Genomic DNA, 26,206 nt, shown 5'->3' with positions numbered 1-26,206 from the left:
GATGTCAAAAACCAAGTTTAAAAATAAATAAACAAAAGTTGTTGACAAAAAAAAGATGCGCTGTAAGATACGCATCCGCTTCGGGAGAGGCAGCTAGAAAAACTAGCAACGTTCTTTAAAAATTTAGACAAGACAATCTGTGTGGGCACTCGTTAAGAGTGTCACAACGACGATTCATATTTCGATATATTTAATTGAAGAGTTTGATCATGGCTCAGATTGAACGCTGGCGGCAGGCCTAACACATGCAAGTCGAACGGTAACATTTCTAGCTTGCTAGAAGATGACGAGTGGCGGACGGGTGAGTAATGCTTGGGAACTTGCCTTTGCGAGGGGGATAACAGTTGGAAACGACTGCTAATACCGCATAATGTCTACGGACCAAACGGGGCTTCGGCTCCGGCGCAAAGAGAGGCCCAAGTGAGATTAGCTAGTTGGTAAGGTAAAGGCTTACCAAGGCGACGATCTCTAGCTGTTCTGAGAGGAAGATCAGCCACACTGGGACTGAGACACGGCCCAGACTCCTACGGGAGGCAGCAGTGGGGAATATTGCACAATGGGGGAAACCCTGATGCAGCCATGCCGCGTGTGTGAAGAAGGCCTTCGGGTTGTAAAGCACTTTCAGTTGTGAGGAAAAGTTAGTAGTTAATACCTGCTAGCCGTGACGTTAACAACAGAAGAAGCACCGGCTAACTCCGTGCCAGCAGCCGCGGTAATACGGAGGGTGCGAGCGTTAATCGGAATTACTGGGCGTAAAGCGCACGCAGGCGGTTTGTTAAGCTAGATGTGAAAGCCCCGGGCTCAACCTGGGATGGTCATTTAGAACTGGCAGACTAGAGTCTTGGAGAGGGGAGTGGAATTCCAGGTGTAGCGGTGAAATGCGTAGATATCTGGAGGAACATCAGTGGCGAAGGCGACTCCCTGGCCAAAGACTGACGCTCATGTGCGAAAGTGTGGGTAGCGAACAGGATTAGATACCCTGGTAGTCCACACCGTAAACGCTGTCTACTAGCTGTTTGTGACTTTAAGTCGTGAGTAGCGAAGCTAACGCGCTAAGTAGACCGCCTGGGGAGTACGGCCGCAAGGTTAAAACTCAAATGAATTGACGGGGGCCCGCACAAGCGGTGGAGCATGTGGTTTAATTCGATGCAACGCGAAGAACCTTACCTACACTTGACATGCAGAGAACTTTCTAGAGATAGATTGGTGCCTTCGGGAACTCTGACACAGGTGCTGCATGGCTGTCGTCAGCTCGTGTCGTGAGATGTTGGGTTAAGTCCCGCAACGAGCGCAACCCTTGTCCTTAGTTGCCAGCATTAAGTTGGGCACTCTAAGGAGACTGCCGGTGACAAACCGGAGGAAGGTGGGGACGACGTCAAGTCATCATGGCCCTTACGTGTAGGGCTACACACGTGCTACAATGGCATTTACAGAGGGAAGCGAGACAGTGATGTGGAGCGGACCCCTTAAAGAATGTCGTAGTCCGGATTGGAGTCTGCAACTCGACTCCATGAAGTCGGAATCGCTAGTAATCGCAGGTCAGAATACTGCGGTGAATACGTTCCCGGGCCTTGTACACACCGCCCGTCACACCATGGGAGTGGGATGCAAAAGAAGTAGTTAGTCTAACCTTCGGGAGGACGATTACCACTTTGTGTTTCATGACTGGGGTGAAGTCGTAACAAGGTAACCCTAGGGGAACCTGGGGTTGGATCACCTCCTTACCATTACGTCGAAAGACGCCTTGATGCAGTGCCTACACAGATAGTCTTGTTTAAAATGAAGAACGACACAAGTTTATGGGGCTATAGCTCAGCTGGGAGAGCGCCTGATTTGCATTCAGGAGGTCAGCAGTTCGATCCTGCTTAGCTCCACCATCTACTTGACACTGAGCTTGCATAAGCGAAGTTTACTGAAGGCTTGTAGCTCAGCTGGTTAGAGCGCACCCCTGATAAGGGTGAGGTCGGCAGTTCAAGTCTGCCCAAGCCTACCATTTCCTTACTTTAATAAAGGAAGGTGAAAAGATAGAAACGTGTCACGTTGGACCCGAAATCCTAATGAATATTTACTGTTTCAGTAAGCATTGATTAGGGTTTTTTACTCTAAAGATGAAAGTACTGCTTTTGCAGGAAATATCGAATGTTCTTTAACAATTTGGAAAGCTGATATTAATAGTAATCAATCAAAATTGAGTAACTGAGAAATCGAAAGATGAACTTTTTACTCTACTTGACTGAATTGCTTGTTATCAATTTATTGATAGCAAGGCAATTCTTCCGATTAGCTTGTCATGCATACGACATAACTTAGACAGAAGTCAAAAGGCTGTTTGGGGTTGTATGGTTAAGTGACGAAGCGTATACGGTGGATGCCTTGGCAGTTAGAGGCGATGAAGGACGTGTAAGTCTGCGAAAAGCTGTGGTGAGCCGACAAAATGCATTTGAGCCACAGATGTCCGAATGGGGAAACCCACCTATTTATAGGTATCGTTAACTGAATACATAGGTTAACGAGGCGAACGAGGGGAACTGAAACATCTAAGTACCCTTAGGAAAAGAAATCAATTGAGATTCCCCTAGTAGCGGCGAGCGAACGGGGAACAGCCCTTAAGCTGTATTGAATGTAGTGGAATCCTTTGGGAAGAGGAGCGATACAAGGTGATAGCCCTGTACACGACGCAATCTTTACAGTGAAATCGAGTAGGTCGGGACACGTGTTATCTTGACTGAATATGGGGGGACCATCCTCCAAGGCTAAATACTCCTAACTGACCGATAGTGAACCAGTACCGTGAGGGAAAGGCGAAAAGAACCCCTGTGAGGGGAGTGAAATAGAACCTGAAACCGTATACGTACAAGCAGTGGGAGCCCTTCGGGGTGACTGCGTACCTTTTGTATAATGGGTCAGCGACTTATATTTAGTAGCAAGGTTAAGCGAATAGCGGAGCCGTAGCGAAAGCGAGTGTTAACTGCGCGTTTAGTTGCTAGGTATAGACCCGAAACCCGGTGATCTAGCCATGAGCAGGTTGAAGGTTGAGTAACATCAACTGGAGGACCGAACCCACTAACGTTGAAAAGTTAGGGGATGACTTGTGGCTGGGGGTGAAAGGCCAATCAAACCGGGAGATAGCTGGTTCTCCCCGAAATCTATTTAGGTAGAGCCTCGGACGAATTCCATTGGGGGTAGAGCACTGTTAAGGCTAGGGGGTCATCCCGACTTACCAACCCTTTGCAAACTCCGAATACCAATGAGAACTATCCGGGAGACACACGGCGGGTGCTAACGTCCGTCGTGGAGAGGGAAACAACCCAGACCGCCAGCTAAGGTCCCAAAATATTGCTAAGTGGGAAACGATGTGGGAAGGCATAGACAGCTAGGAGGTTGGCTTAGAAGCAGCCACCCTTTAAAGAAAGCGTAATAGCTCACTAGTCGAGTCGGCCTGCGCGGAAGATGTAACGGGGCTAAGCAATATACCGAAGCTGCGGCAGCATGTTTACATGCTGGGTAGGGGAGCGTTGTGTAAGTGGATGAAGGTGAGTTGTAAAGCTTGCTGGACATATCACAAGTGCGAATGCTGACATGAGTAACGATAATGGGAGTGAAAAACTCCCACGCCGGAAGACCAAGGTTTCCTGTCCCATGCTAATCAGGGCAGGGTAAGTCGGCCCCTAAGGCGAGGCAGAAATGCGTAGTCGATGGGAAACGGGTTAATATTCCCGTACTTATATAATCAGTGATGGAGGGACGGAGAAGGCTAGGCAAGCTTGGCGTTGGTTGTCCAAGTGAAAGTGCGTAGGCTGAAGACTTAGGTAAATCCGGGTTTTCAAGGCCGAGACACGAGACGAGCTCCCAAGGGAGTGAAGTTGTTGATGCCCTGCTTCCAGGAAAAGCTTCTAAACTTATGATTATATGAACCGTACCCCAAACCGACACAGGTGGTCAGGTAGAGAATACTAAGGCGCTTGAGAGAACTCGGGTGAAGGAACTCGGCAAAATTGTACCGTAACTTCGGGAGAAGGTACGCCTCTGTTTGTGAACACTTCGCGTGGTAAGCAAATGGAGGCCGCAGTGACCAGGTGGCTGGGACTGTTTATTAAAAACACAGCACTCTGCAAACTCGTAAGAGGACGTATAGGGTGTGACACCTGCCCGGTGCCGGAAGGTTAATTGATGGGGTTAGTTTTCGGACGAAGCTCTTGATCGAAGCCCCGGTAAACGGCGGCCGTAACTATAACGGTCCTAAGGTAGCGAAATTCCTTGTCGGGTAAGTTCCGACCTGCACGAATGGTGTAACCATGGCCACGCTGTCTCCACCCGAGACTCAGTGAAATTGAAATCGCAGTGAAGATGCTGTGTACCCGCACCTAGACGGAAAGACCCCGTGAACCTTTACTACAGCTTGGCACTGAACATTGAACCTACATGTGTAGGATAGGTGGGAGGCTTTGAAGCACAGTCGCTAGATTGTGTGGAGCCGTCCTTGAAATACCACCCTTGTATGTTTGATGTTCTAACATTGGTCCCTTATCGGGATTGTGGACAGTGTCTGGTGGGTAGTTTGACTGGGGCGGTCTCCTCCCAAATAGTAACGGAGGAGCACGAAGGTTAGCTAATCACGGTCGGACATCGTGAGGTTAGTGCAATGGCATAAGCTAGCTTAACTGCGAGACAGACACGTCGAGCAGGTACGAAAGTAGGTCATAGTGATCCGGTGGTTCTGTATGGAAGGGCCATCGCTCAACGGATAAAAGGTACTCCGGGGATAACAGGCTGATACCGCCCAAGAGTTCATATCGACGGCGGTGTTTGGCACCTCGATGTCGGCTCATCACATCCTGGGGCTGAAGTCGGTCCCAAGGGTATGGCTGTTCGCCATTTAAAGTGGTACGCGAGCTGGGTTTAGAACGTCGTGAGACAGTTCGGTCCCTATCTGGTGTGGGCGTTGGATGATTGATGGGAGCTGCTCCTAGTACGAGAGGACCGGAGTGGACGAACCGCTGGTGTTCGGGTTGTGATGCCAATCGCATTGCCCGGTAGCTATGTTCGGAACGGATAACCGCTGAAAGCATCTAAGCGGGAAGCCGGCCCAAAGATGAGTCATCCCTGAACTTTAAGTTCTGGAAGGGTTGTTATAGACGATGACGTTGATAGGCAGGGTGTGGAAGCGTTGTAAGGCGTTAAGCTAACCTGTACTAATTGCCCGAGAGGCTTAACCATACAACGCCCAAAAAGCTTTAGGCTTTTGAGTGTTGTAGACAAGCTAAAGTAAGTAGAGTGAAAAGTAGTTACTCACTGATTGAATTAATATCAAACTTTCCGATTTGTTAGTTATTAAGCAACGATGATTAAACATACTCCTGAGAGTACTGTTAGTCCTCCTTGCGCAGAAGTCATGACAAAAAAAACGTCATGATTCTGCACTAAAAGTTTTTCCTGGCAGCCATAGCGATACGGTACCACCTGACTCCATTCCGAACTCAGAAGTGAAACGTATTAGCGCCGATGGTAGTGTGGGGTTTCCCCATGTGAGAGTAGGACACTGCCAGGTCCCATTAAGAAAAACCCGCCTAATGGCGGGTTTTTTGCGTTTGGAAGAAAGAAAAAATGGGGTCAGAGTACATTAAAGCGTTATTTTTTTAAAAGTACTCTGACCCCAACCTTTGAAATGTACTCTGACCCCACTATTTAGAGTTCGAAACTGAACCGTAAAGTATTTGATACCTGCTAGCGTGCATGGGTTTTTTGCTCTCCTATCTTTTATTCACTAGTTTTTATATAAAGAGTTTCACGATAGAAAAGACTTCAACTTTTAAATAGTGTCTTTCAATGTACTTAAAAATTAGTTTTGCTGTTGTCTTATTGTTTCTGGCTAGTGTTGTAAATGGGCAAGAAGTAAGCAAGCCGTTAGTTAAAGATAATACCATCATACTCGGGGTGGTTGAGTTTCCTCCCTTGGTTATCAAAGATAATGAAGGGTTTGGCTGTCACGGTGATGCTGTAACTATTACTAGGACAATACTTGAGTTAGTAGGGTATAAAGTGGTTGTAGAGTGCCCGCCTCCTGCTCGCCTTTTTAAGCGAATTCGACAAGGTAAAGTAGACATAACTCTTAACGTTAAAAGTACCAAAGCGTTAGAAAACCATGTAACTTTTGTGGAAAAGCCGTTTAGCTACCTATCCCTAGTATTATTGACAAATACACGCCTAGAGAGCAACAAGACTGTCGCTGCAATAAGAGGTTACGATTATGTAGGTTTAAGACAGGAACTTGCAGAAGCCAACTTTATATTCTTTGATATGCCTAATAGTACTGACGCTATTCAACTGTTTCAATTCGGTCGCACAACGCACTTGGTAACTTACGAAGCACCTTACCTCTATCACATAGAACGTGTAACCGATAATATCAGTGGCTTAACTGTATCAATGCGTCGTGACATTCCAACTTTCTTTGCTGTATCTAACAAGAGTAAAAAGAAAGCTGAGTTATTGGAAAAACTAACAGGTCTATTTAAGCTTTCAAAAAGTAGTACGGTGATAGAACAAATTCAAACTATGAATAAGTAAGAGGGAAGTTACTTTGTAAGTGACGAGTACTAGTGAGCGCTTTTGTGAACCGTAATAAATTCAAACAAAATCATTGATATAGAGGTTACTTGAAAAAAAGTTAATTTTTTATGAAATTTCGTTGCTGGTAGGAAGGTCTTGTTAAATACACGTGCTTACTGTACGTCAAACATGAATAATATTATTGAGGGTACATCAATGAAACAAATCAAAAAATCATCAGTAGCGACAGCGTTGGGTGCTGTTGTAATTGGCTCTTTGGCGTCAACGGTTGCAGTAGCAGATGTAAATCCATTTGGTATGCAAGTACTAGAATCCGGTTACAGCCAATTCGCTGCAGAAGGCAAGTGCGGCGAAGGTAAATGTGGCGGTGACAAAGCAGAGAAAGAAGGCAAGTGCGGCGAAGGCAAATGTGGCGGCGATAAGAAAGCTCACAAAGAAGGCAAATGCGGCGAAGGCAAATGTGGCGGCGATAAGAAAGCTTCTAAAGAAGGCAAGTGTGGCGAAGGTAAGTGCGGCGGCGACAAGAAAGCTTCTAAAGAAGGCAAGTGTGGCGAAGGTAAATGCGGCGGCGACAAGAAAGCTGCAAAAGAAGGCAAGTGCGGCGAAGGCAAATGCGGTAGCATGTAACCGCCATTCAAAAAACATCGTGTAGCTTGAAACATAAGAACGCTACACGAGTTACGCTTAGCAATAAATGGCTGTCGAATGATGGCCATTTTTGTCTGACAATATACGTTGCTATTGTGCAATCCCATGCGGTAAAAGGGGAAGATATGAATAACATCTGTGGCGCAGGACTTGGTTTTCGTCGGGAAATGCTTAAAGAGCTTTTACCTACATTGCCATCTGAGGTCGATTTTTGGGAAGTAGCCCCTGAAAATTGGATCCCACTTGGTGGAAAGTACCAAGAGCAATTTCAGCGAGCGTCTTCACAAGCTCCTTTTACAACTCATGGCTTATCTTTGTCTATCGGAAGTAGCGACAAACTAGATGTCGAGTTTGTGAAAACCGTTAAACGATTCTTGGATGCAAATAATATTGCATTGTACAGCGAGCACTTGAGCTTTTGTTCCGGCAATGGACATATGTACGATCTGATGCCTATTCCTTTTACTGAAGACGCAATTAAGCACGTAGTATCTCGAATTGTTCAAGTTCAAGATATCATCGAACGACCGCTGGTCTTAGAAAATGTCTCTTATTACATTGCGCCAGGCCAAGAGATGGATGAGCTTGAATTTACCAAGAGCATATTAAAAGAATCGGGTTGCAAAATGCTTCTCGACGTAAACAATGTTTACGTGAATAGTATAAACCATAAATACGATGCGAAAGCGTTCATTAACGGCTTGCCCTCAGACAAAATTGTGTATGGCCATATTGCAGGTCATTATGATGAAGCAGAGGATTTGAAAGTTGATACTCACGGGGCTGATGTGATTGAGCCAGTTTGGGCGCTGTTGGAGCACGCTTACCTTACTCACGGCGTATTTCCGACTTTGCTAGAGCGTGATTTTAATATTCCCCCGCTAAGCGAATTATTAGCGGAAGTGAAGAAAATTAAGCAAATTCAAGCAAAATGCGAAGCTGCAATAGCGTCAAGGATTAAAGGAAGTGTCGCGTGACTCAGTCGTTTCAAACCACTCAAAAAACGTTCGTTGATGCGATCAAAGATCCACAGACATTTCGTGATACCGACGCTGATCACATTCGCCGGATGAAAATCTATCAATCCCTGTTTTTTAACAACATCGATAATTTCGTTAGTACCGGTTTTCCAGTTTTAAAATCTATTGTGGTAAAACAGTATGGTGAAAAAGGGTGGGAAAGTATTGTGCGTCAATTTTTTATTGAGCACGAATGCCGCTCTCCTTATTTTGCTGAAATAAGTAAAGAGTTCGTTGAGTACCTTTCAACAGAGCCAATCTTCGATATTACTCTGCCCGACTTTGCTGCGGAACTTGCTCACTATGAGTGGCTTGAGCTTGACGTCAGTATCAGAAAAAACGAAGACGACATTGAATTTTATCAACAAGGAAACAATGTTACCGCTATCAGGGTGTCACCGTATGCCTCGTTGGCGGCATATCAGTTTGAAGTCCATTTAATTGGAGAGGATTATATCCCAGAGCAACCTGCCCAAGAACAGCAGTTCTACGTTGTTTACAGAGACCGTGAGTTTGACGTTCAATTTACTCATGTTAATCCGGTTACGGCTATTTTAGTCAACACGCTGGAACAAAATGAACTGGGGATGGAAATAGAACAATTAGCTGAGTCGTTGTGCCAACAACTTCCTCAAATTCCTTCAAACGTGCTTGTAAATGGTATGAACCAGACACTCACTGACATGTTACAAAAAGGAATACTGCTTCCAGTATCCTAAGTAACCATTACTATTTACCTGCTTTATATTAAACTTTCGCCAGGATCTGGTCTGAAAGTGAGCGATCGATCATATTAGCGCTGTCAATCGGGCTTGCTTTCGATTAACATTTAGCACCATTTTTTTGTTCACAAAATTGTTTAGGTAGTGCAAATGGCTGACAATTCAGATTTCAAAGAAGTCTATAACAAGTGGTACTTTCTAGCATCGCTAGTAACTCTAATCGCGTTCCCGTTGATGCATATCATCGCCGGCTGGTTCACCTTCTGGTTATAACGCAGACATTCAAGGCATAATTGTGACTGCAGAATATATTAAATCAGTAGTGAAAACCGTACCTGACTATCCAAAGCCAGGTATTTTATTTAGAGATGTGACCAGCGTTTTAGAAGATCACAAAGCATTTAGTAGCTGTATCTCGTTACTTGTAGAAAAGTATCAAGGTATGGGATTTACCAAGATAGCAGGTACTGAAGCACGCGGGTTCCTTTTTGGTGCGCCATTGGCCATCGAAATGGGCATTGGTTTTGTTCCGGTGAGAAAACCCAACAAACTTCCTCGCGAAGTCGTTAGCGAGAGCTACGAGCTTGAATATGGCATGGATACATTGGAAATCCATAAAGATGCCATTGAGCCAGGTGATAAAGTCCTTCTTATTGATGATTTACTTGCAACTGGTGGAACGATAGCCGCTTCTGCAAAACTAATTCGTTCATTGGGCGGTGAAATAAATCACGCAGGTTTTGTGATTAATTTACCAGACCTAGGTGGCGAGAAGAAATTGAGTGCGCTTGATATCGAAAGCTACTCTATTTGTGAGTTTGAAGGCGATTAATCGCTATAAAGCATAACTAGCACAAGGCAAAATACGTAATAATGAGTTATCAGGTACTAGCAAGGAAGTGGCGACCAGGCAAGTTCAGCGAGCTTGTGGGTCAAGAACATGTAGTCTCTGCCATTTCAAATGCTTTGGATAACGATCGTCTACACCACGCTTATCTGTTTACAGGCACACGAGGTGTAGGTAAAACCACTATTGCACGTATTTTTTCGAAAAGCCTTAACTGCGAAGAAGGGCAAGGGGCCAACCCTTGCGGTCAATGTAATACCTGTAAAGAAATAGAGCAGGGCAACTACGTTGATTTGTTAGAGATTGACGCTGCATCAAGAACTAAGGTCGAGGATACTCGCGAACTTCTTGATAACGTGCAATACAAGCCAACTCGCGGACGCTATAAAGTGTACCTTATCGATGAGGTACACATGCTTTCAAAACACAGCTTTAATGCGCTGTTAAAAACGCTGGAAGAGCCACCTCCACACGTTAAGTTCTTACTGGCGACCACCGATCCTCAAAAGCTTCCGATAACCATCTTATCCCGTTGCTTGCAGTTTAACTTGAAAGCTATGTCTCGGGAGCAGATTGTTGGACAGCTGCAGCATATTTTAGAGCATGAACAGCTGCCTTTTGAGCCACAAGCGCTAGCGCTTTTGGCAAGAGCCGCCCAAGGCAGTATGCGTGATGCGCTGAGTTTAACTGACCAAGCGATTGCACAGGGTGGAAATCAAGTGCTGGCATCGGTGGTAACCGATATGCTGGGGCTGATGGACAAAAACCAGTTGCTTAAAGTGGTTCATGCTGTGGTAAGTAAAAGTCCTGTTGATGTATTGCAGTTGGTCAATGACATCGCAGAGCAAGCCCCCGATTATGACAACGTACACAGCGAATTGGCTAGCCTGCTGCACCAAATAGCGTTAACGCAATGGGTGCCTGAAGCATGTAAGCTAGAAACCACATCGGCTAAAGCGATATTTCAATTAGCGAAAACTATTCCAGCGGAGCAAGTGCAGCTGCTTTATCAGGTTGCACTGCAAGGAAGAAAAGACTTACCGTTTGCGGCTGATGGAAAAAGTGCGTTTGAAATGACATTGATGCGAATGATGTCGTTTGCTCCAAACACCCCCATCGACGACACGGCAAGTGAAATTGAAAACGGGAGGAGTGAGCATAGTTTACCTGTAGATCATGCTTCTTCCAGTGGTGGCCCGGGAAACGTCGGTAAGCAGGAGGAAGCGCCGTTAAGCGAAACTTCTGCAACCAATGTGCAGGAGGAGACGCCTTCACATCTATCGGTTGAATCTACCTCTGAACCGTCGTTAGAAAGTGCGCCATCTACCCCTGATGCACTCGCTCCATCAATAATCGAAAAAGAGCAGCAAGAACAATCGACGTCTCCATTTGAATCACAGCAAGAGCAGGAAAATGCAGCCGCTGATGAAAGCGAGTTGAGTGGAAGTGATACTCTGTCGGCGCTTTCTCATGCAGAGTCAGGTGCAACGACAACTCAAACAACAGCACTTGAGCGTGATGCTTCACATGACGATGAACCCGTAAAGTTAGCACCAACTTCGTCTAATGAAGAACTACCCGTAGAAAACACCGTGGTACAAACAGAAAGCGTTGCTGCAGAGCTTGAACCAACGCCAAGTGAAGTCAGTGCGCTCCCTAGCGAAGCAGAGCAGCATTTCGATGGACCTCCGTTAGATGTGTACATGGACGATATGCCACCTCCGTCAGAAGATGATGGGTCGTTAGGTTTTGATGGATTTCATACCGCTGAAGGTTTTCATGACGCTGAGGGCTTTCATGACGCTGAGGGCTTTCATGACGCTGAGGGCTCTCATAACGCTAAGGGCTTTTATGACGCTAAAGGCTCTGATAAAAACAGCGAGCCGTTGGTGCACGAGAACGAAGCGTCCTCATTAACCGCCGAAGAGCAGCTTACTTCTACGGCTGATATGTTGGCACTTCGTCAAAAGTTAAAGCAAAGAAAAGCACAAGACGCAGAGGCAAAAAGTACCAGCGCAGCAAATGCTAAGACCGAAAGTGCAAGTGATATTCAAGCGCGCTTTACCAGAAGTAAAGCCGAGGCTTTGAGTACTGAACAAACTGCACATGGAGTTAACAAGGGTAACGATAACAGTTCAGGGCAGGCTAGTGCTGATAACGAAATCAAGAGTGGTGATTTAAACCCCGTTGGGCATGACGATAGCCTTGAGTTGCAAGATCATACCCCAGAGCTTAAAGGTCATAACCCTGAACTTGAAGATAACAGCCCTGAGCCTATAGATAGCAGCTCAGAATATAAAGACAATAGCATTGCACGTGATGACAATCCTCAACTGGATAGTACAAATTCAGGCTCGTCTTTCGGCATTACTCACTCGCACTCTACTGACACTATGCAAACTAGCGAGTCAGAAAGTAATCATTCCAGCTCAAACAACACGGGCGATTTCTCGCTTGATGAATTTGAAGAGGATATGCCTTTTTCAAATGACGAACCTGAGGCGCAGTCAAACTCGGAAACACCTGTTGAGGATATGCCTCCTTGGTCTACTGATTATGATAATCAACCGCCTCAACACATTGAAGGTGCTGACTATGTTGAAGCGCCCTCTGATAGAAGCCCGAATTACGACAGTGCCCCAGAGCAGATGGGAAGTGCGGGCGAACGATCGTTTGCTCGGGATGCACTAGATTTTGATACGCCGCTGAGCAGTACCTATAACGGGCAGTTAAAAGCGTACTTAAATGATGGAAGCAAATTAACTCATGCTAGCCAAATTGACGAGTGGAGCAACCTAGTTGAACAAATGCCGGTTGCTGGCTTACTTAAACAATTAGTGCTGCACGCATCATTTTCTCGAGATGGCAATCAAGTGTCCCTTGAAATTGACCACAGTCAGACGCATTTATTAAATGATAGTGCGAGAAAGCAATTGGTTGATGCAATCCATCATGGTTTGGGTGAAAACGTTGAAGTAAATATCACGTTAGGTGAACCAGCATCTACACCTTTTGCGTTACAACAAGAGATTCATGCCATGCGCCATGCGCATGCACACTCGGTGATTAAAACCGACGATACAATTCAAGCATTGCTATCGACTTTCGATGCGTCAGTGCTAACCGATTCGGTTAAAGCGCGATAGCAGAATTATTAACACCAAAACGAAGCGAGACAAAAATTATGTTTAAAGGTGGAATGGGCAATATCATGAAGCAGGCGCAGCAAATGCAAGAGCGCATGCAAAAAGCACAAGACGACCTAGCCAAAATTGAAGTAACAGGTGAGGCGGGTGCAGGCATGGTTAAAGTAACCATGACGTGCAACCACAACGTACGTCGTGTAGACATTGATGAGTCATTGATGGACGACGACAAAGATATGGTTGAAGACTTGGTTGCTGCAGCATTTAACGACGCGGTACGTCGAGTTCAAGAAACTAGCAAAGAGAAGATGGGTGATGTAACTGGCGGAATGCCATTACCTCCTGGCTTCAAAATGCCGTTTTAAGTAAAAAGCCCCATATTCATTGGTCTCTGGCTTTGTGAAAAGCTAGGGCGGGAAATAGGGAAAAACTCAAGATTAAAGCTCGGTATTTGTCCGAGCTTTTTTATTTGAAACCTTCGATGATTCTTCTTTTAAACAAGGCAAATACTTGCTACTGCTTAATCTGTTTCTTTTTCGCATTGACAATCCGTAAGAGAAGACAGCTATGCTTTCCTAATTAGCTGCAGCGTGTTGTCTGGATACTTACTAGCATGCCTGCTTTTAAAAGAGCCTAAGACTTGTTAGTTGCTATCAGCAGTCAATTTGTTAAGAATAGCTTGAGAAATAATGACTATAACCAGCCAAGAAGTTAAGCTGGTATGCAGATAGTAAATAGCGTTAAATCTATTTATACTTCAAATTCATATGCAAATTAACAGGGATGTTCAATGAAAAAGTTTTTCCTCGCATTCGGGCTTGGCCAAATGCTCTTTTTTTCCGCTACTTTATGTGGGCAAGTTTTAGAAACTGGGTCGTCTAATGATGTTGTAGAGTCGGTATCCGATGCACTATCTGAAGATGAAATTAAACAGCAGGAATACCTTAAGTGGGCGGAAGAGTTTGAGGCCTCACTTACTTATAAAACCGGAAAAATTACGCTGCCAGGTGGTAAAGCAACACTTAATGTGCCCGAAGATTACTATTATCTCTCTCCTCAAGACACTAAGCGAGTACTAGAAGAAGCATGGGGTAACCCCGAAGGAGAACCCATGCTAGGAATGCTATTCCCTCAAGAGTATCGCGTACTTGACGCTGCCTCGTGGGGCGTAACCATAGAGTATGCAGAAGATGGTTATGTTTCTGATGAAGGTGCGGTAGATATAAATTACGACGAGCTCTTAAATGAAATGAAAAGAGATACAGCTGAAGAGTCTGAAAGACGTTCGGAACAAGGCTACCCCAGCATTGAGTTAGTTGGCTGGGCTGAGCAGCCATACTATGATGCGAATACACATAAGTTGTATTGGGCTAAAGAGCTTATTTTCGGCGAAAATGAAATGCATACCTTGAACTACAATGTTCGAGCCCTGGGACGACAAGGCTATTTGGTAATGAATTTCATTGCCGACATGGGGCAACTAGACGAAGTTAATTCAGCACGTGACGAAGTACTGGCAATGGTCAGTTTCAATGATGGTCACAAATATAGCGAATTCGACCCTGATATAGACAAAGTTGCAGCCTATGGTATAGGAGGGCTTATAGCAGGTAAGGTACTAGCCAAAACAGGCTTTTTAGCACTGGCTCTAGTATTTCTTAAAAAGTTCTGGTTTGTAATATTACTGCCGTTGTACTGGTTGAAAAATAAAATATTCAGCAAAAAAAGTGCGGGCGAGTAGAGCGGGGGTCGCTTTCAAACCAAATAGAATGTAAGTGGCTTTGAGTCACTTACATTTTCCTAGATATTAATCAGTTGGACCTATTTCACTTCTAACACAGTCAGTATGGTGTACCGGAGCGCTGACACACATTCTGCAATCGGATAGCTTAATGAATTTAAGTGGCCTCTTACAAAGTTTATTGCGCATCAGCAGTTAGCCGAAACCGACTTCACTCGACAGCCTTGGTTTAAAATCTCAAAAACATGCGTTTGATGGTATCTAAGTAAATATAAATAAATGCGCATAAAAGGTTTGGATTAACCAGTTACTAGTCTATATTTTATCAAAAGCATCTTTTTAAGATTTTCTTTAAGGCGTTTTCATAAACTAGATGGCCTTTAGCCCTTAGTAACAGTCATCCAAAGAAAGTGGTTGGAACAAGAATAATGCACGACCAAACTAGCGAACTTTCATCATTAGTCACTCAATGCGATAAAGAACCGATTAATCTTCTAGGTCGGATACAAAGCCATGGATTCATGATTATCGTCGATAAAGCGGGGGGGGTTACCCATTTTTCCGAAAATCTAGATAGTTTTGCTGATGTATCCGGCGATAAACTTCTCGGTTATACATTGTGGGATTTACTTGATCGCAAACTTGTGCACGCTATACGTGGCGCGCAAAGCCAGGCAGTGATCCTTGGCAAAGCAGCCTACCTTCATTCTGTATCAATACCGCATAGTAAAGACACATTCGACCTGTGCATTCATCAAAGTGCCGAACACCTTATCCTTGAATTTGAAAAATTAGAGAGTTCGGGAAAGTACGAAGGGGTTATCACAGCATTAATGGCTCAGATATCGATGTTCCCTGAGCTTGAAGATCTTTATCAAGGTTTAGTTGAAAGCGTAAGAACGGCGACGGGCCATGACAGGGTAATGCTCTACCAGTTTCTAGCAGACGGTTCAGGAGAGGTGGTTGCAGAGTCAACATCTAGCGACATGGCTCCATTTTTGGGGTTGCGCTACCCAGCGTCTGATATCCCCCGACAAGCAAGGCAACTCTATAAAAAGAACCTTGTTAGAACCATCACTGACGTTAACGGTGAAACACACCGTATTATTGGAAAAGATAGTGAGGATACATCCCTCATAGACCTTTCACTCTCACGCCTAAGGGCAGTGTCTGAAGTACATATTCAATATCTTAAAAATATGAAAGTCGGCGCTTCTATGTCGATATCGCTCATTGTTGATGGTGAACTATGGGGTTTGATCGCATGCCACCATAATACCAAAAAAACCATCCCGAGTCGGTTAGTTTCACAGCTAGAACTTTTTTCGGAGATGTTTTCACTGGAATTGTCAAAACGGCTAGTGAACGAGCGTATAAGGGTAAGCGAAAAAGCGAACTCAACATTTGCGCGCGTGCTTAGTAATTTATCACTGGGTAGCTCATTAAATAATGCCATAGTAGAACAGCTTCCATTATTGAAAAGCCTTATTGATATAGATGGAATAGGTTGTATTTTTAGTAGCGAATATTCAAAGGTGGGCTCTGCGTTTAGCTCACGAAAAATTAAACGGTTTAAAGAGATACTCGCTGAATTACCTGATGAAGAAATCCATCAATTTGACAATCTAGCTGCGATTGATGATGACTTGGCTGATGAAAATGTGGCTGGCGTTTTGGCGTTAAAAATTTCTAGTCAGCCAATGGACTATATTTTTCTTTTCAGAAATTCAGTGGTTAAGGAAGTGTCTTGGGCGGGTAATCCTGCAAAGCGCGTTGAGTTGAAAGAAGGTAAAGAGATACTTACACCAAGGGCAAGTTTTGATAAATGGATAGAAACCAACGAATCGACTGCAACTCCGTGGACTACATTGGATATTGAACGCGCTAAATCCATCAGACTTGGAGTAATGGAATTGACCATTCGCCACCTGCACGAGAAAGAGCAACTACAGCGTGAGGCGAAAAAAAGACTCGAGTTACTGATTGGTGAACTAAACCACCGTGTACGCAATATTTTAAATTTAGTGAGCGCAATTATCGGGCAGACATCACAGAACAAGAAAGATATCGATGAATTTGTGGTCTCTTTATCGTCAAGAATATCTGCACTTGCTCTGGGCCATGACCAACTTACGCATGCCTCATACAACAGCGTGAGATTCAAGGATCTTCTTCATAACGAGCTTAAAGCTTATATGATCAAAGAGTCGTCTTTCAAAATAGAGGGGCCTGACATATATCTTGTGCCCTATGCCGTTACGCCAATTGTACTAGTTTTTCACGAGATGATTACCAATGCAGCGAAATATGGAGCCTTAAGCGCTACAAGTAATGATGGCAGGGTGGCGATAACTTGGGGCTTAGATGAAAAAGGCTTCACTATTAAATGGGAAGAGCTAGGAGGCCCCCCCTTACATGGCTTAGGCGAGGAAGGGTTTGGGATGACGGTTATAAAATCAGTTATTCCTCATGAACTCAAAGGAAAGGCGTCATTGAGCACTAAAATTACCGGACTCAATGCAGAGTTTCTCATTCCTCGTAAATATGTAGAGTTTTGTACTAGCCAAACAAGCTCTCAGCATTCAACTCATGGCGAAAAGCTTCAAGCGGCCACTACAGCTAAAACTGAGAAAGTCCTCACAAGCGCCTTCATTGTGGAAGATAATCTACTTATTTCACTAGACCTCAAAAAACACCTCAAACAATTGGGCATTGATAAGGTTGATATCTTTGGTGATATCAGCTCAGCAAGGGCGGCATTGGCCAAAGTTAAACCTTCGATGATGTTTTTAGACGTTCATCTGGGGAATGAAAATACTTTTCAGTTAGGTATCGAAATACAGAAATTATCAATACCTTTTCTTTTTATTACGGGTTACGGAGCGGCAATAGAGTTGCCAGACGAACTCTCTGATGTGGATATACTAACCAAACCTGTCGACACAACATTATTAAAGCGCTCTATCGAAGCTTTTGGTTTTAAGGTGTAAACCCGTGATTGCCAATACTAACCCTGTGATACTTGTTGTTGAAGACAATTTAGTTGAAGCGATGAACGTTAAAAATGCGCTGACCGAAGCAGATATGCAGGTGTTAGGCATAGCAAAGACGGAAAGTGAATTGTATGCGTTAATTGATAAGCGTGTTCCAGATCTCATTTTGATGGACATCGATTTGGGTGGTTCAGATTCTGGTATTGGAATTGCGAAAAGCATTACAGAAAGGTTTGAAGTGCCAGTTGTGTTTAGTACCTCTTACTGTGATGACTCGACAATTTCTAATGCGCTCGCAGTTTCCCCGTATGGATATTTAGTAAAGCCGTACGGTGTGCTTTCGCTCACTACTACTATTCAAGTGGCGCTTGAAAGAAAAAAAACGGAAAAAGCGCTAGCCTCATCTAATAGGCGTTTCGCAATGGCATCAGAGATTGCGAAGCTAGGCGTGTTAGAAGTCGATACCTCTACTCAGTCAGTCGTTATTGAAAGCGTGGAGAACCTTTTTGATTTTCCACGCAAAATGCCAATAGCCAAATTCCTTACCTTGTTTCCCGAAGAAAAAGAAGCTGAGTTAAAAGAGGCGATACAATTAAAGTCGAATTACCTAACAACATTGCAGCTAAAAATTGAAGGTCAACCGACTAAATGGTTTCAGATTGTCCTTTCAGATATAGGGTGGGGCGAAGACTATGTTCAAATTGGCGCCATACAAGATATATCTATCCTACAGAGCACTCAGACAAACCTGAGTGTTGCAGATAAGATTGTAAGTGAAATTAAAGAAGGCGTTTTAGTCTGTGATGCTGAAGGTCTCATAATAAAAGCTAACCAATCTTTATGTGAGATGCTAGGCACCCAAGCCGAGCACTTAATATCTACTCACATTAACAATGTTTTTCCTAAAGCGCGAAAACACGATCCTCGCCCAGACTATCTGATAGACGGTTTAAGGACAGAGCTCACTATTGTAAGCGAAGGACGAAGGTTTCATTTAACCATGTCGGTAACTTCATTTAATCTTGATGATGGAGAAACAAATTTCGTCGCCATTCTTACCGATGTTTCAGAACTAAAGTCATCGGAAAGCCAACTCAAGTACCTTGCATTTACTGACGCCCTCACTGGTGCTGGAAATCGAAACCTACTAAACAACATTGTTGAGACTTATAGTGAATCATGTGAGCCCTGCTCAATTATTTTTATTGATATCGATGAATTTAAACTCATTAACGATACCCATGGGCATGAGGTAGGGGACGAAATATTAAGAGCATGCGCAAGCAGGTTTAAGGCAGCGCTACGAGATGATGACAGTATTATTAGGTTTGGCGGTGATGAGTTTGTTGTTGTGACAAGTACTACCTGCCATAAGCTGTTAAGTAAAATGACATCCCGATTATCATCTTCACTGAAAACAGTGTTTAAGACAACATCAGGCGACTTTCAAATTACAGCAAGTATTGGGCTAGCGTCATCTACAGAAAACATGTTGCCAACAGAGCTACTAAAAAATGCCGATATCGCAATGTTTTCAGCAAAACAAGGCGGTAAAAACAACGTTGTCAGATTTAGCGAGAGCCTGTCGAAAAACATCGAATATAGGCTGTTTATTCAACAAGGGCTTAAAAGCGCTATTCAAAATAAACAGATTACCGCTTATTTTCAGCCTATAATGGGCTCAAACGGTGAGGTTTTAGCCGTGGAGGCCTTAGCGCGCTGGCACATTCCCAGCCATGGGCCAATAAGCCCCGACAAGTTTATACCTATAGCGGAGCGTACCAAGCACATTCACGATATCGGGTTACTGATGCTTGATGAAGTCTGTTTCGCTCTCAAAGCACTAAGCGGATGGGGTTTTTCAAAGGTAAAATTCAATTTAAATATGTCAGCGGTGCAGTTACAGAATGATGGTGTCATAGAACTGTTAGCTGAACGTTTTGCCTTTCATAACATTGACCCTGGACGAATAGTTATAGAAATCACTGAATCTACGCTGCAAAGTTCAAAGGCAAGAGAGGTGCTTGCCAAAATTAAAGCGCTTGGTGTCAGTGTTTCCATCGATGACTTTGGGACAGGCTTTTCTTGCATATCAGAGTTGGCGGATGAAACGTATGATGCGATAAAAATTGACCGCTCGCTACTACCCGCTTTTCCACTGCAAAGTAAACAAGAAAAACGCAGGGCGTTGATTATCGAAAATGTGGTGTCGATGTGCGTGAAACTAGGTATGCCATGCACATTAGAAGGGTTAGAGACCGTTGAGCAGGTATCCTTTGCCAAAAAGATTGGCGCCAAAGCGATGCAAGGGTATTACTTCACTAAGCCTTTGAGCTTGGTTGGCCTAATGGAGTATCTGCAAGCAGCACATGCTTCGCCGCATGTTGAAATTAGCGCTTCCGCCGAATAGGAATGATCAAAGCGTTTAGTTGAGCAAGTACAGCTATTTTTGTTTCTCTTCTGTAACATTCTACGTTTCTTTGATATTTGTTAACGCTAAAGGTGTTTCAAGCACTATTTTACGTCGACAGAAGTGTATCTATCGCACTAAAATGTTCATTCGCTTAGAAGTGGTCCTTAATCTGACCTGGTTCGTTATATTATTGATTCTTATTCCCTGCAGCGTTCAGACAGGCTTCATCCTAAAAAATGTGCAGGGATGACGGAAAACCAATCACCCCAAATAGAGGTTTGTAGTGCTAAGGAAAGGCTTAGTTATCACCACGGTTCTTTTGCTTCCTATCGCAACCGTGTTGTTTTTTATGAGTGTTCACGAACTGTTTAAAATGAAAACGGTCACGGTAGACCCAAAACTCAAAGAAATTTCTGGAATAGAGTTCGACAAGTACAAAAGGCTATGGGCTATCAACGATAGTGGCGACGGTCCGATCCTATACATGCTGAACAAAGATGGCAGCATCGAAAGAGAGGTGACGGTTTCAAACGCGAAAAACGTTGATTGGGAAGACATGACGCAAAATAGTTTTGGTCATTTTTTTCTAGGAGACTTTGGCAACAACGACAATAAACGCCGCTGGCTCACTATCTATAAAATCGAAAACCCCATTGACATTGAAGGTGATACCACTGAAGCAGAGATTATAAAGTTCACCTATCCAGAAATGGGTAAAGGCAAAGTGAAGCCCAAAGACAAAAACTACGATCTCGAAGCCTTTGTAGAGTACAAACGTAATTTGTATTTATTCACTAAAAATAGAACTAAGCCTTTTGATGGCATTACGAAGCTTTACAAAGTGGGCGATCATGCTGCCAACTTCGATGCACAGCTAGTAGGTGAGTTCAAAACCTGCACTACCCTAGAGAAGCTATGCTGGATCACCTCTGCTGCAATCAGTCCTGATAGAACAAAGCTTGTATTGTTAGATTCAACAAGCTTGTGGCTTTTTGAAAACTTTGAAGGCGATAACTTTTTTAGTGGCGATGTATCTCGTATCGATCTCGGTGTGGTAACACAAAAAGAGGCGGTCACTTTCTATGATGACAACACCCTCGTGTTCACTGACGAAGAATACAAAGGCCTATTCGGCGGCAATGTATACGAAGTTAAACTCGACCAAGTGAAGCGTAACGTGATTAAATACCGCGAAAGCCCGAAACAAACCGAACAAGTACCTAAGCAGTAAATATTATGAAGTTCAGCCCGCTACTCTCAGAACTAATACAGGCATTAACCTGCCTTCCCGGTGTTGGAAACAAAAGCGCTCAGCGAATGGCATTTCACCTATTAGAGCGAAATCGCACAGGCGCTATCGATTTAAGCAACGTATTGCACAATGCCATGGAGCACATTCACCATTGTAAACGCTGCAGAACATTCACCGAAGATGAACTATGCGATATTTGCCGTCACCCAGAAAGAGAAGCTAGCGGGCTGTTGTGTATCGTAGAAAGCCCTCAAGACGTATTAGCAATAGAGCAAACGCTCAGTTACAAAGGCCAGTATTTTGTATTAATGGGGCATTTGTCGCCTATTGATGGCGTAGGCCCCGAGGAAATTGGTTTAACCGAGCTTGAAACACGCTTAGCTGCTGGTGGGATAAATGAAGTTATTTTAGCTACAAACCCCACCGTAGAAGGTGAAGCTACGGCGCACTACATTGCTCAGCTATGTACAAGTCACAATGTCGACGCCTCTCGTATTGCCCATGGTGTACCGGTTGGGGGAGAACTTGAATACATTGACGGTAATACACTTACCCACGCTTTTTCGGGTCGCCGCAAGCTGTGAGTAACATATCGAGCGTTTTGAGCACACAAAACGCTCTTTTTCTTAAAATCGCTCCTCCATTTCCAATTTAATTCCTGCCAATTCGCTCGTTAAATAAGCGGTGTATACCTTTTCTCGAAAAAGTTTGCGAATAGAAAATAAATTTTCGTTCTAAATGTTGAAAAGTGCGTTGAGTGACCTTACCTGTTTAACATCAAACGTGATCCATTCAACGAGGAGATATTGGATTATGGCTGAAGCAGCCCACAAAGAAACCCACGGTTTTCAAACAGAAGTAAAACAGCTTCTTCAACTGATGATTCACTCTTTGTATTCAAACAAAGAAATTTTTCTACGCGAGCTTGTCTCTAACGCAGCAGATGCCGCGGACAAATTGCGCTTTCGCGCATTAGAAAATGACAGCCTTTATGAAAACGATGGTGAATTAAACGTCAAACTTAGCGTTGATAAAGAAGCGAACACAGTTACGATTACCGATAACGGTATTGGTATGACTCGTGATGAAGTCATTGCCAACTTAGGTACCATTGCAAAATCTGGTACTAAAGATTTCTTTAGCAAGCTTTCTGGCGATAGCGCGAAAGACTCCCAGCTTATTGGTCAGTTCGGCGTAGGTTTCTACTCAGCATTTATTGTTGCAGACAAAGTTACTGTTCGCACTCGTGCGGCTGGTGCCGATGCATCTACTGGTGTTGAATGGGTTTCAGACGGTGAAGGTGAGTTCACTATCGCCGAAATCAACAAGCCTACTCGCGGTACAGAAATTACGCTTCACCTTCGCGAAGACGAAAAAGAATTTGCCGATACATGGCGTCTACGCTCAATTGTAAGCAAATACTCAGACCACATCAGTATTCCTGTACAAATGTGGAAAGATGAAGTGCCAGAGAGTGAAGGTCCGGATGGTGAGAAAATTGAAGCTCAGCCAGGCGAATGGGAGGTGGTAAACAAAGCCACAGCGCTGTGGACTCGTGAAAAGTCTGATATTACGGATGAAGAGTACAACGAGTTTTACAAGCACATTTCTCACGACTTTGCAGATCCGCTAGCTTGGGCGCACAACAAAGTAGAAGGTAAAACTGAATATACCAGCTTACTTTACATTCCTTCTAAAGCGCCCTTCGACATGTGGAATCGCGACCAAAACCACGGTCTTAAACTTTACGTTCAACGCGTTTTCATTATGGATGACGCAGAGCAGTTTATGCCGACCTACCTGCGTTTTGTTAAAGGTTTGCTTGATAGCAACGACCTTCCGCTAAACGTGTCTCGTGAAATTCTCCAAGACAACAAGATTACCCAGGCACTTCGTCAAGGTTGTACTAAGCGCGTTCTACAAATGCTTGAGAAAATGGCGAAGAATGACAGTGATAAGTACCAGTCGTTCTGGAATGAGTTTGGTAATGTACTAAAAGAAGGTCCAGCGGAAGACTTCAGTAACCGTGAGAAGATCGCTGGTCTATTGCGCTTTGCATCTACTCACGGAGAATCTGACGCACAAACAGTTTCATTAGCTGATTATATTGAGCGAATGAAAGAAGGTCAGGACAAGATTTACTACGTGACTGCAGATAGCCTGCAAGCGGCGAAGTCTAGCCCGCATCTTGAAATTTTCCGCAAGAAGGGAATCGAAGTATTGCTAATGGGCGAGCGCATTGACGAATGGCTAATGTCTCATCTAACTGAGTTTAACGAGAAGCAATTTGTTTCTATCGCCAAAGGAAACTTAGATTTAGGCGACTTAGAAGACGAAGAGTCTAAGAAAGCCCAAGAAGAAGCAGAGAAAGAAGTAGAAGGCGTACTAGAGCGAGCGAAAACAGCACTAGGTGATAAAGTTGTAGACGTTAAGTTTACGCACCGTCTTACTGACTCTCCTGCCGTTATTGTTGCCGACGACAATGGTATGACTACACAGATGATGAAGTTGATGCAGGCGGCTGGCCAGACAGTGCCGGATGTGAAGTATCACTTTGAACTGAACCCAGAACATAGCTTAGTTAAACTGCTTGCCGACACGCAAGATGAAGAGCTATTCAACCAATGGGTTGGTGTACTCTTTGATCAAGCAGCGTTGTCAGAGCAGGGAAGTTTGAAAGACCCGTCTACGTTTGTTCAGAACTTGAACACCTTGCTAATGAAGTTGGCAAAATAAGCAGGTAGACAGCAGGTTTACACTTAAAAACGGGCGTATCGCCCGTTTTTCTATTTCTACCTGTAACAATAGTAAGTTTGTCCACTTTAATGTGCTATATTTTGGCAGTTTAAGTTTTCAAGTTAATCACTAAAGACAATAAATTCACATTCTGAAAAAGATGGCTCAAGAAGTATTTGACCAACAGACATGGGCTGAAATTAATAAAAACGCCTATAAGCTGAGCATATATTCGCCATTAGTCTTAAGATTAACTTTACGGTACTCCTTACACTTGTCACTACAGTGTTGAATGTGTAAAGTGCCCGAAGTAAAAAGTTCAAAAATCATAAGCGGAGAACGCACTCATGCGAATCATTCTTCTCGGCGCTCCTGGCGCGGGTAAGGGCACACAAGCTCAGTTCTTGATGGGCAAATACGGCATTCCACAAATTTCAACAGGCGATATGCTTCGTGCTGCGATTAAAGCAGGTACAGAGCTAGGTCTAGAAGCTAAGCGTGTAATGGATGAAGGTAAACTAGTGTCTGATGAGATTATCATCGGTCTGGTTAAAGAGCGTATAGCACAAGATGACTGCAAAGACGGTTTCTTGCTAGACGGTTTCCCTCGTACTATTCCACAAGCCGATGCAATGAAAGAAGCAGGTGTTTCTGTTGATCACTGCATTGAGTTTGACGTTCCAGACGATGTAATTGTTGAGCGCATGGGCGGCCGTCGTGTTCACCCTGCATCGGGTCGCGTTTACCATGTTGTTTATAATCCGCCTAAAGTGGAAGGTAAAGACAATGAAACAGGTGATGACCTAATCGTACGTGATGACGATAAAGAAGAAACCGTTCGCAAACGCCTTGCAATTTACCACGAGCAAACCAAGCCGCTTGTAAATTACTACAGCGCCGAAGCTGAAGCTGGAAACTGTGAGTACCACAAGCTTGATGGTACCCGCCCAGTTGAAGAGGTAAGTGCTGAATTAGCAGAGCGTTTAGGTTAATCGCCGACAACGTTAATAAAGGTCGCTTAGGCGGCCTTTTTTGTTGCTTGTAACTTAATAGCGGATAACGTTTAATAGCTTCTAATGAACGTACGATGTAATAACTGATTAAAATTACGCGCTATAACTATAACATTTGGAGTAGACCATGGTTTTACCAATCACGGCGTTTTATGCCAGCCTATTGGGTATTTGTTACCTGTATCTGTCGTTTTTAGTTATTGGTGCGAGACGTCGTCACCAAGTGAGTATTGGCGATGGTGGTCACGAAGATCTTGGTCGTTTAGCGAGAGCCCACGGTAATTTCAGTGAGTACGTGCCCATTACTCTCATTATGATAGCCTGTTTTGAAGCCAATACGGGCCAAGTGTGGGCAGTTCATGCTTTAGGAAGCGCGTTGTTATTTGGTCGTGTGCTACATGCTTACGGCCTAGGCCGCCACTCTGGCGTAAGTTGGCAGCGCTTTGCGGGGATGATATTGACGTTTCTAGCTATGCTATGCGCAGCTATTGGTAACCTAGTGCTTATTCACTTTGGTATGTAAGTTCAATATCTGCCGCAGATTCGTTTATATAAATGCCAGCTAAAAGCTGGCATTTTTTATGGAAAATATTAAGTAGACTGAGGTTGGAGTTTTTAATACAAACGCATAGTCAAAAAATGTCTGATAATCAGGTATAGAGAACAGGTCTTTTTTCTAATATTTATAGATATAGTGTTTTAGTCAACGCATTTGCATTTCAAGAGAATGGTTGTGTTGGTAGAGCTTTAACATAACAACTGCAAGGAAAAATCACGGAAAGAGACATTAATTTAAATGATTACGAGCTTTCACAAGGCGAGCTAGAACAGGCCAGCGGAGCATGGATTGCTAATCTTATAGGCGCTTTCGCAGGAGCCGTTGGAGGCGTTTATGGCGCGGCTATAGCCGGCGGTGGTGGCGCTAGTTCTAAATCTCTATGGTCAGCAGGTTTAGTTGGTGCAGGTACTGGCTTTTTCAATCCAGTGGGTAGCGTTGGTCGTCTAGCTGGTTCTATAGGTTTAGGGTTAGGCGGTGGTGCGATAGGCAACGCTGTTGATTCTCAGTACGAAGAAACTACTGACGAGTAATCCTAATAGGAAAACAG

The 26,206-nt window shown here is 44.0% G+C and carries 16 protein-coding genes, 2 tRNA genes and 3 rRNA genes; all 21 read left to right on the top strand.

Annotated features, from left to right (window positions below; translation table 11 throughout):
- The first annotated feature begins 191 nt into the window (after nt 1–191).
- The 21 genes from ACXAER_RS03430 (at nt 192) to ACXAER_RS03330 (ending at nt 25,623) form a co-directional block, all read left to right on the top strand.
- Nucleotides 192–1,724: ribosomal RNA gene (locus ACXAER_RS03430) — 16S ribosomal RNA — on the top strand.
- 77 nt (nt 1,725–1,801) lie between these two features.
- Nucleotides 1,802–1,877, top strand: a tRNA-Ala gene (locus ACXAER_RS03425).
- A gap of 39 nt (nt 1,878–1,916) precedes the next feature.
- Nucleotides 1,917–1,993 (top strand) — tRNA-Ile (locus ACXAER_RS03420).
- 348 nt (nt 1,994–2,341) lie between these two features.
- Nucleotides 2,342–5,217, top strand: a 23S ribosomal RNA gene (locus ACXAER_RS03415).
- A 215-nt stretch (nt 5,218–5,432) separates the two neighbouring features.
- Nucleotides 5,433–5,548: ribosomal RNA gene (gene rrf / locus ACXAER_RS03410) — 5S ribosomal RNA — on the top strand.
- Together the 16S, 23S and 5S rRNA genes with 2 tRNA genes alongside form the textbook arrangement of a ribosomal RNA operon.
- Nucleotides 5,549–5,826: 278 nt before the next feature.
- Complete coding sequence (locus tag ACXAER_RS03405; protein WP_474826589.1) at nt 5,827–6,567, top strand: substrate-binding periplasmic protein; 741 nt, start codon at nt 5,827–5,829, stop codon at nt 6,565–6,567.
- 198 nt (nt 6,568–6,765) lie between these two features.
- Nucleotides 6,766–7,197 carry an HvfA family oxazolone/thioamide-modified RiPP metallophore gene (locus tag ACXAER_RS03400; RefSeq protein WP_474826587.1) on the top strand — a complete coding sequence of 144 codons (432 nt, stop codon included), beginning with the start codon at nt 6,766–6,768 and terminating at the stop codon, nt 7,195–7,197.
- Nucleotides 7,198–7,343: 146 nt separating this feature from the next.
- Nucleotides 7,344–8,195, top strand: a complete 852-nt coding sequence (locus ACXAER_RS03395; protein WP_474826585.1) for an HvfB family MNIO-type RiPP peptide maturase — start codon at nt 7,344–7,346, stop codon at nt 8,193–8,195.
- Nucleotides 8,192–8,956 (top strand): HvfC family RiPP maturation protein, encoded by a 765-nt coding sequence (locus ACXAER_RS03390; RefSeq protein WP_474826583.1) that lies wholly within the window; start codon nt 8,192–8,194, stop codon nt 8,954–8,956. The genes ACXAER_RS03395 and ACXAER_RS03390 overlap by 4 nt, the downstream gene beginning before the upstream one ends.
- Nucleotides 8,957–9,109: 153 nt before the next feature.
- Nucleotides 9,110–9,232: a hypothetical protein gene (locus ACXAER_RS03385; RefSeq protein ID WP_256253717.1), complete on the top strand. Its 123-nt coding sequence runs from the start codon at nt 9,110–9,112 to the stop codon at nt 9,230–9,232.
- A gap of 22 nt (nt 9,233–9,254) precedes the next feature.
- Nucleotides 9,255–9,791: an adenine phosphoribosyltransferase gene (gene apt / locus ACXAER_RS03380; RefSeq protein WP_474826581.1), complete on the top strand. Its 537-nt coding sequence runs from the start codon at nt 9,255–9,257 to the stop codon at nt 9,789–9,791.
- Between the two features lie 41 nt (nt 9,792–9,832).
- Entirely contained in the window at nt 9,833–12,952 is a 3,120-nt protein-coding gene (gene dnaX, locus ACXAER_RS03375) for a DNA polymerase III subunit gamma/tau (protein ID WP_474826579.1), read from the top strand.
- 38 nt (nt 12,953–12,990) lie between these two features.
- Entirely contained in the window at nt 12,991–13,317 is a 327-nt protein-coding gene (locus tag ACXAER_RS03370) for a YbaB/EbfC family nucleoid-associated protein (protein WP_014950049.1), read from the top strand.
- Nucleotides 13,318–13,742: 425 nt separating this feature from the next.
- Entirely contained in the window at nt 13,743–14,693 is a 951-nt protein-coding gene (locus ACXAER_RS03365; RefSeq protein WP_474826577.1) for a DUF2167 domain-containing protein, read from the top strand.
- Between the two features lie 428 nt (nt 14,694–15,121).
- Entirely contained in the window at nt 15,122–17,683 is a 2,562-nt protein-coding gene (locus ACXAER_RS03360; RefSeq protein ID WP_474826575.1) for an HWE histidine kinase domain-containing protein, read from the top strand.
- 4 nt (nt 17,684–17,687) lie between these two features.
- Nucleotides 17,688–20,096, top strand: a complete 2,409-nt coding sequence (locus ACXAER_RS03355) for an EAL domain-containing protein (protein WP_474826573.1) — start codon at nt 17,688–17,690, stop codon at nt 20,094–20,096.
- Between the two features lie 286 nt (nt 20,097–20,382).
- On the top strand, nt 20,383–21,330 hold the full coding sequence (locus ACXAER_RS03350) for a hypothetical protein (protein ID WP_474826571.1): 948 nt from the start codon (nt 20,383–20,385) through the stop codon (nt 21,328–21,330).
- A gap of 5 nt (nt 21,331–21,335) precedes the next feature.
- Complete coding sequence (gene recR / locus ACXAER_RS03345; protein ID WP_370243400.1) at nt 21,336–21,935, top strand: recombination mediator RecR; 600 nt, start codon at nt 21,336–21,338, stop codon at nt 21,933–21,935.
- Between the two features lie 229 nt (nt 21,936–22,164).
- Nucleotides 22,165–24,087: a molecular chaperone HtpG gene (gene htpG, locus ACXAER_RS03340; protein WP_474826569.1), complete on the top strand. Its 1,923-nt coding sequence runs from the start codon at nt 22,165–22,167 to the stop codon at nt 24,085–24,087.
- Nucleotides 24,088–24,434: 347 nt separating this feature from the next.
- The gene (gene adk, locus ACXAER_RS03335) at nt 24,435–25,079 is read left to right on the top strand and encodes an adenylate kinase (RefSeq protein ID WP_012519076.1); all 645 of its coding nucleotides are present in this window, start codon (nt 24,435–24,437) and stop codon (nt 25,077–25,079) included.
- A 148-nt stretch (nt 25,080–25,227) separates the two neighbouring features.
- On the top strand, nt 25,228–25,623 hold the full coding sequence (locus ACXAER_RS03330; RefSeq protein WP_474826566.1) for an MAPEG family protein: 396 nt from the start codon (nt 25,228–25,230) through the stop codon (nt 25,621–25,623).
- The last annotated feature ends 583 nt before the right edge of the window (nt 25,624–26,206 follow it).

The organism is Alteromonas sp. AWJ4_199, from assembly GCF_056159165.1.
This window is presented reverse-complemented; position numbering and strand designations above follow the sequence as displayed.

What these genes read in the sequence shown, in the direction of transcription:
- ACXAER_RS03360 (WP_474826575.1), top strand. Translation starts at nt 15,122, where the DNA reads ATGCACGACCAAACTAGCGAACTTTCATCATTAGTCACTCAATGCGAT.
- ACXAER_RS03395 (WP_474826585.1), top strand. Translation starts at nt 7,344, where the DNA reads ATGAATAACATCTGTGGCGCAGGACTTGGTTTTCGTCGGGAAATGCTT.
- ACXAER_RS03330 (WP_474826566.1), top strand. Translation starts at nt 25,228, where the DNA reads ATGGTTTTACCAATCACGGCGTTTTATGCCAGCCTATTGGGTATTTGT.
- ACXAER_RS03370 (WP_014950049.1), top strand. Translation starts at nt 12,991, where the DNA reads ATGTTTAAAGGTGGAATGGGCAATATCATGAAGCAGGCGCAGCAAATG.
- dnaX (WP_474826579.1), top strand. Translation starts at nt 9,833, where the DNA reads ATGAGTTATCAGGTACTAGCAAGGAAGTGGCGACCAGGCAAGTTCAGC.
- htpG (WP_474826569.1), top strand. Translation starts at nt 22,165, where the DNA reads ATGGCTGAAGCAGCCCACAAAGAAACCCACGGTTTTCAAACAGAAGTA.
- ACXAER_RS03400 (WP_474826587.1), top strand. Translation starts at nt 6,766, where the DNA reads ATGAAACAAATCAAAAAATCATCAGTAGCGACAGCGTTGGGTGCTGTT.
- ACXAER_RS03405 (WP_474826589.1), top strand. Translation starts at nt 5,827, where the DNA reads ATGTACTTAAAAATTAGTTTTGCTGTTGTCTTATTGTTTCTGGCTAGT.
- adk (WP_012519076.1), top strand. Translation starts at nt 24,435, where the DNA reads ATGCGAATCATTCTTCTCGGCGCTCCTGGCGCGGGTAAGGGCACACAA.
- ACXAER_RS03365 (WP_474826577.1), top strand. Translation starts at nt 13,743, where the DNA reads ATGAAAAAGTTTTTCCTCGCATTCGGGCTTGGCCAAATGCTCTTTTTT.
- ACXAER_RS03385 (WP_256253717.1), top strand. Translation starts at nt 9,110, where the DNA reads ATGGCTGACAATTCAGATTTCAAAGAAGTCTATAACAAGTGGTACTTT.
- recR (WP_370243400.1), top strand. Translation starts at nt 21,336, where the DNA reads ATGAAGTTCAGCCCGCTACTCTCAGAACTAATACAGGCATTAACCTGC.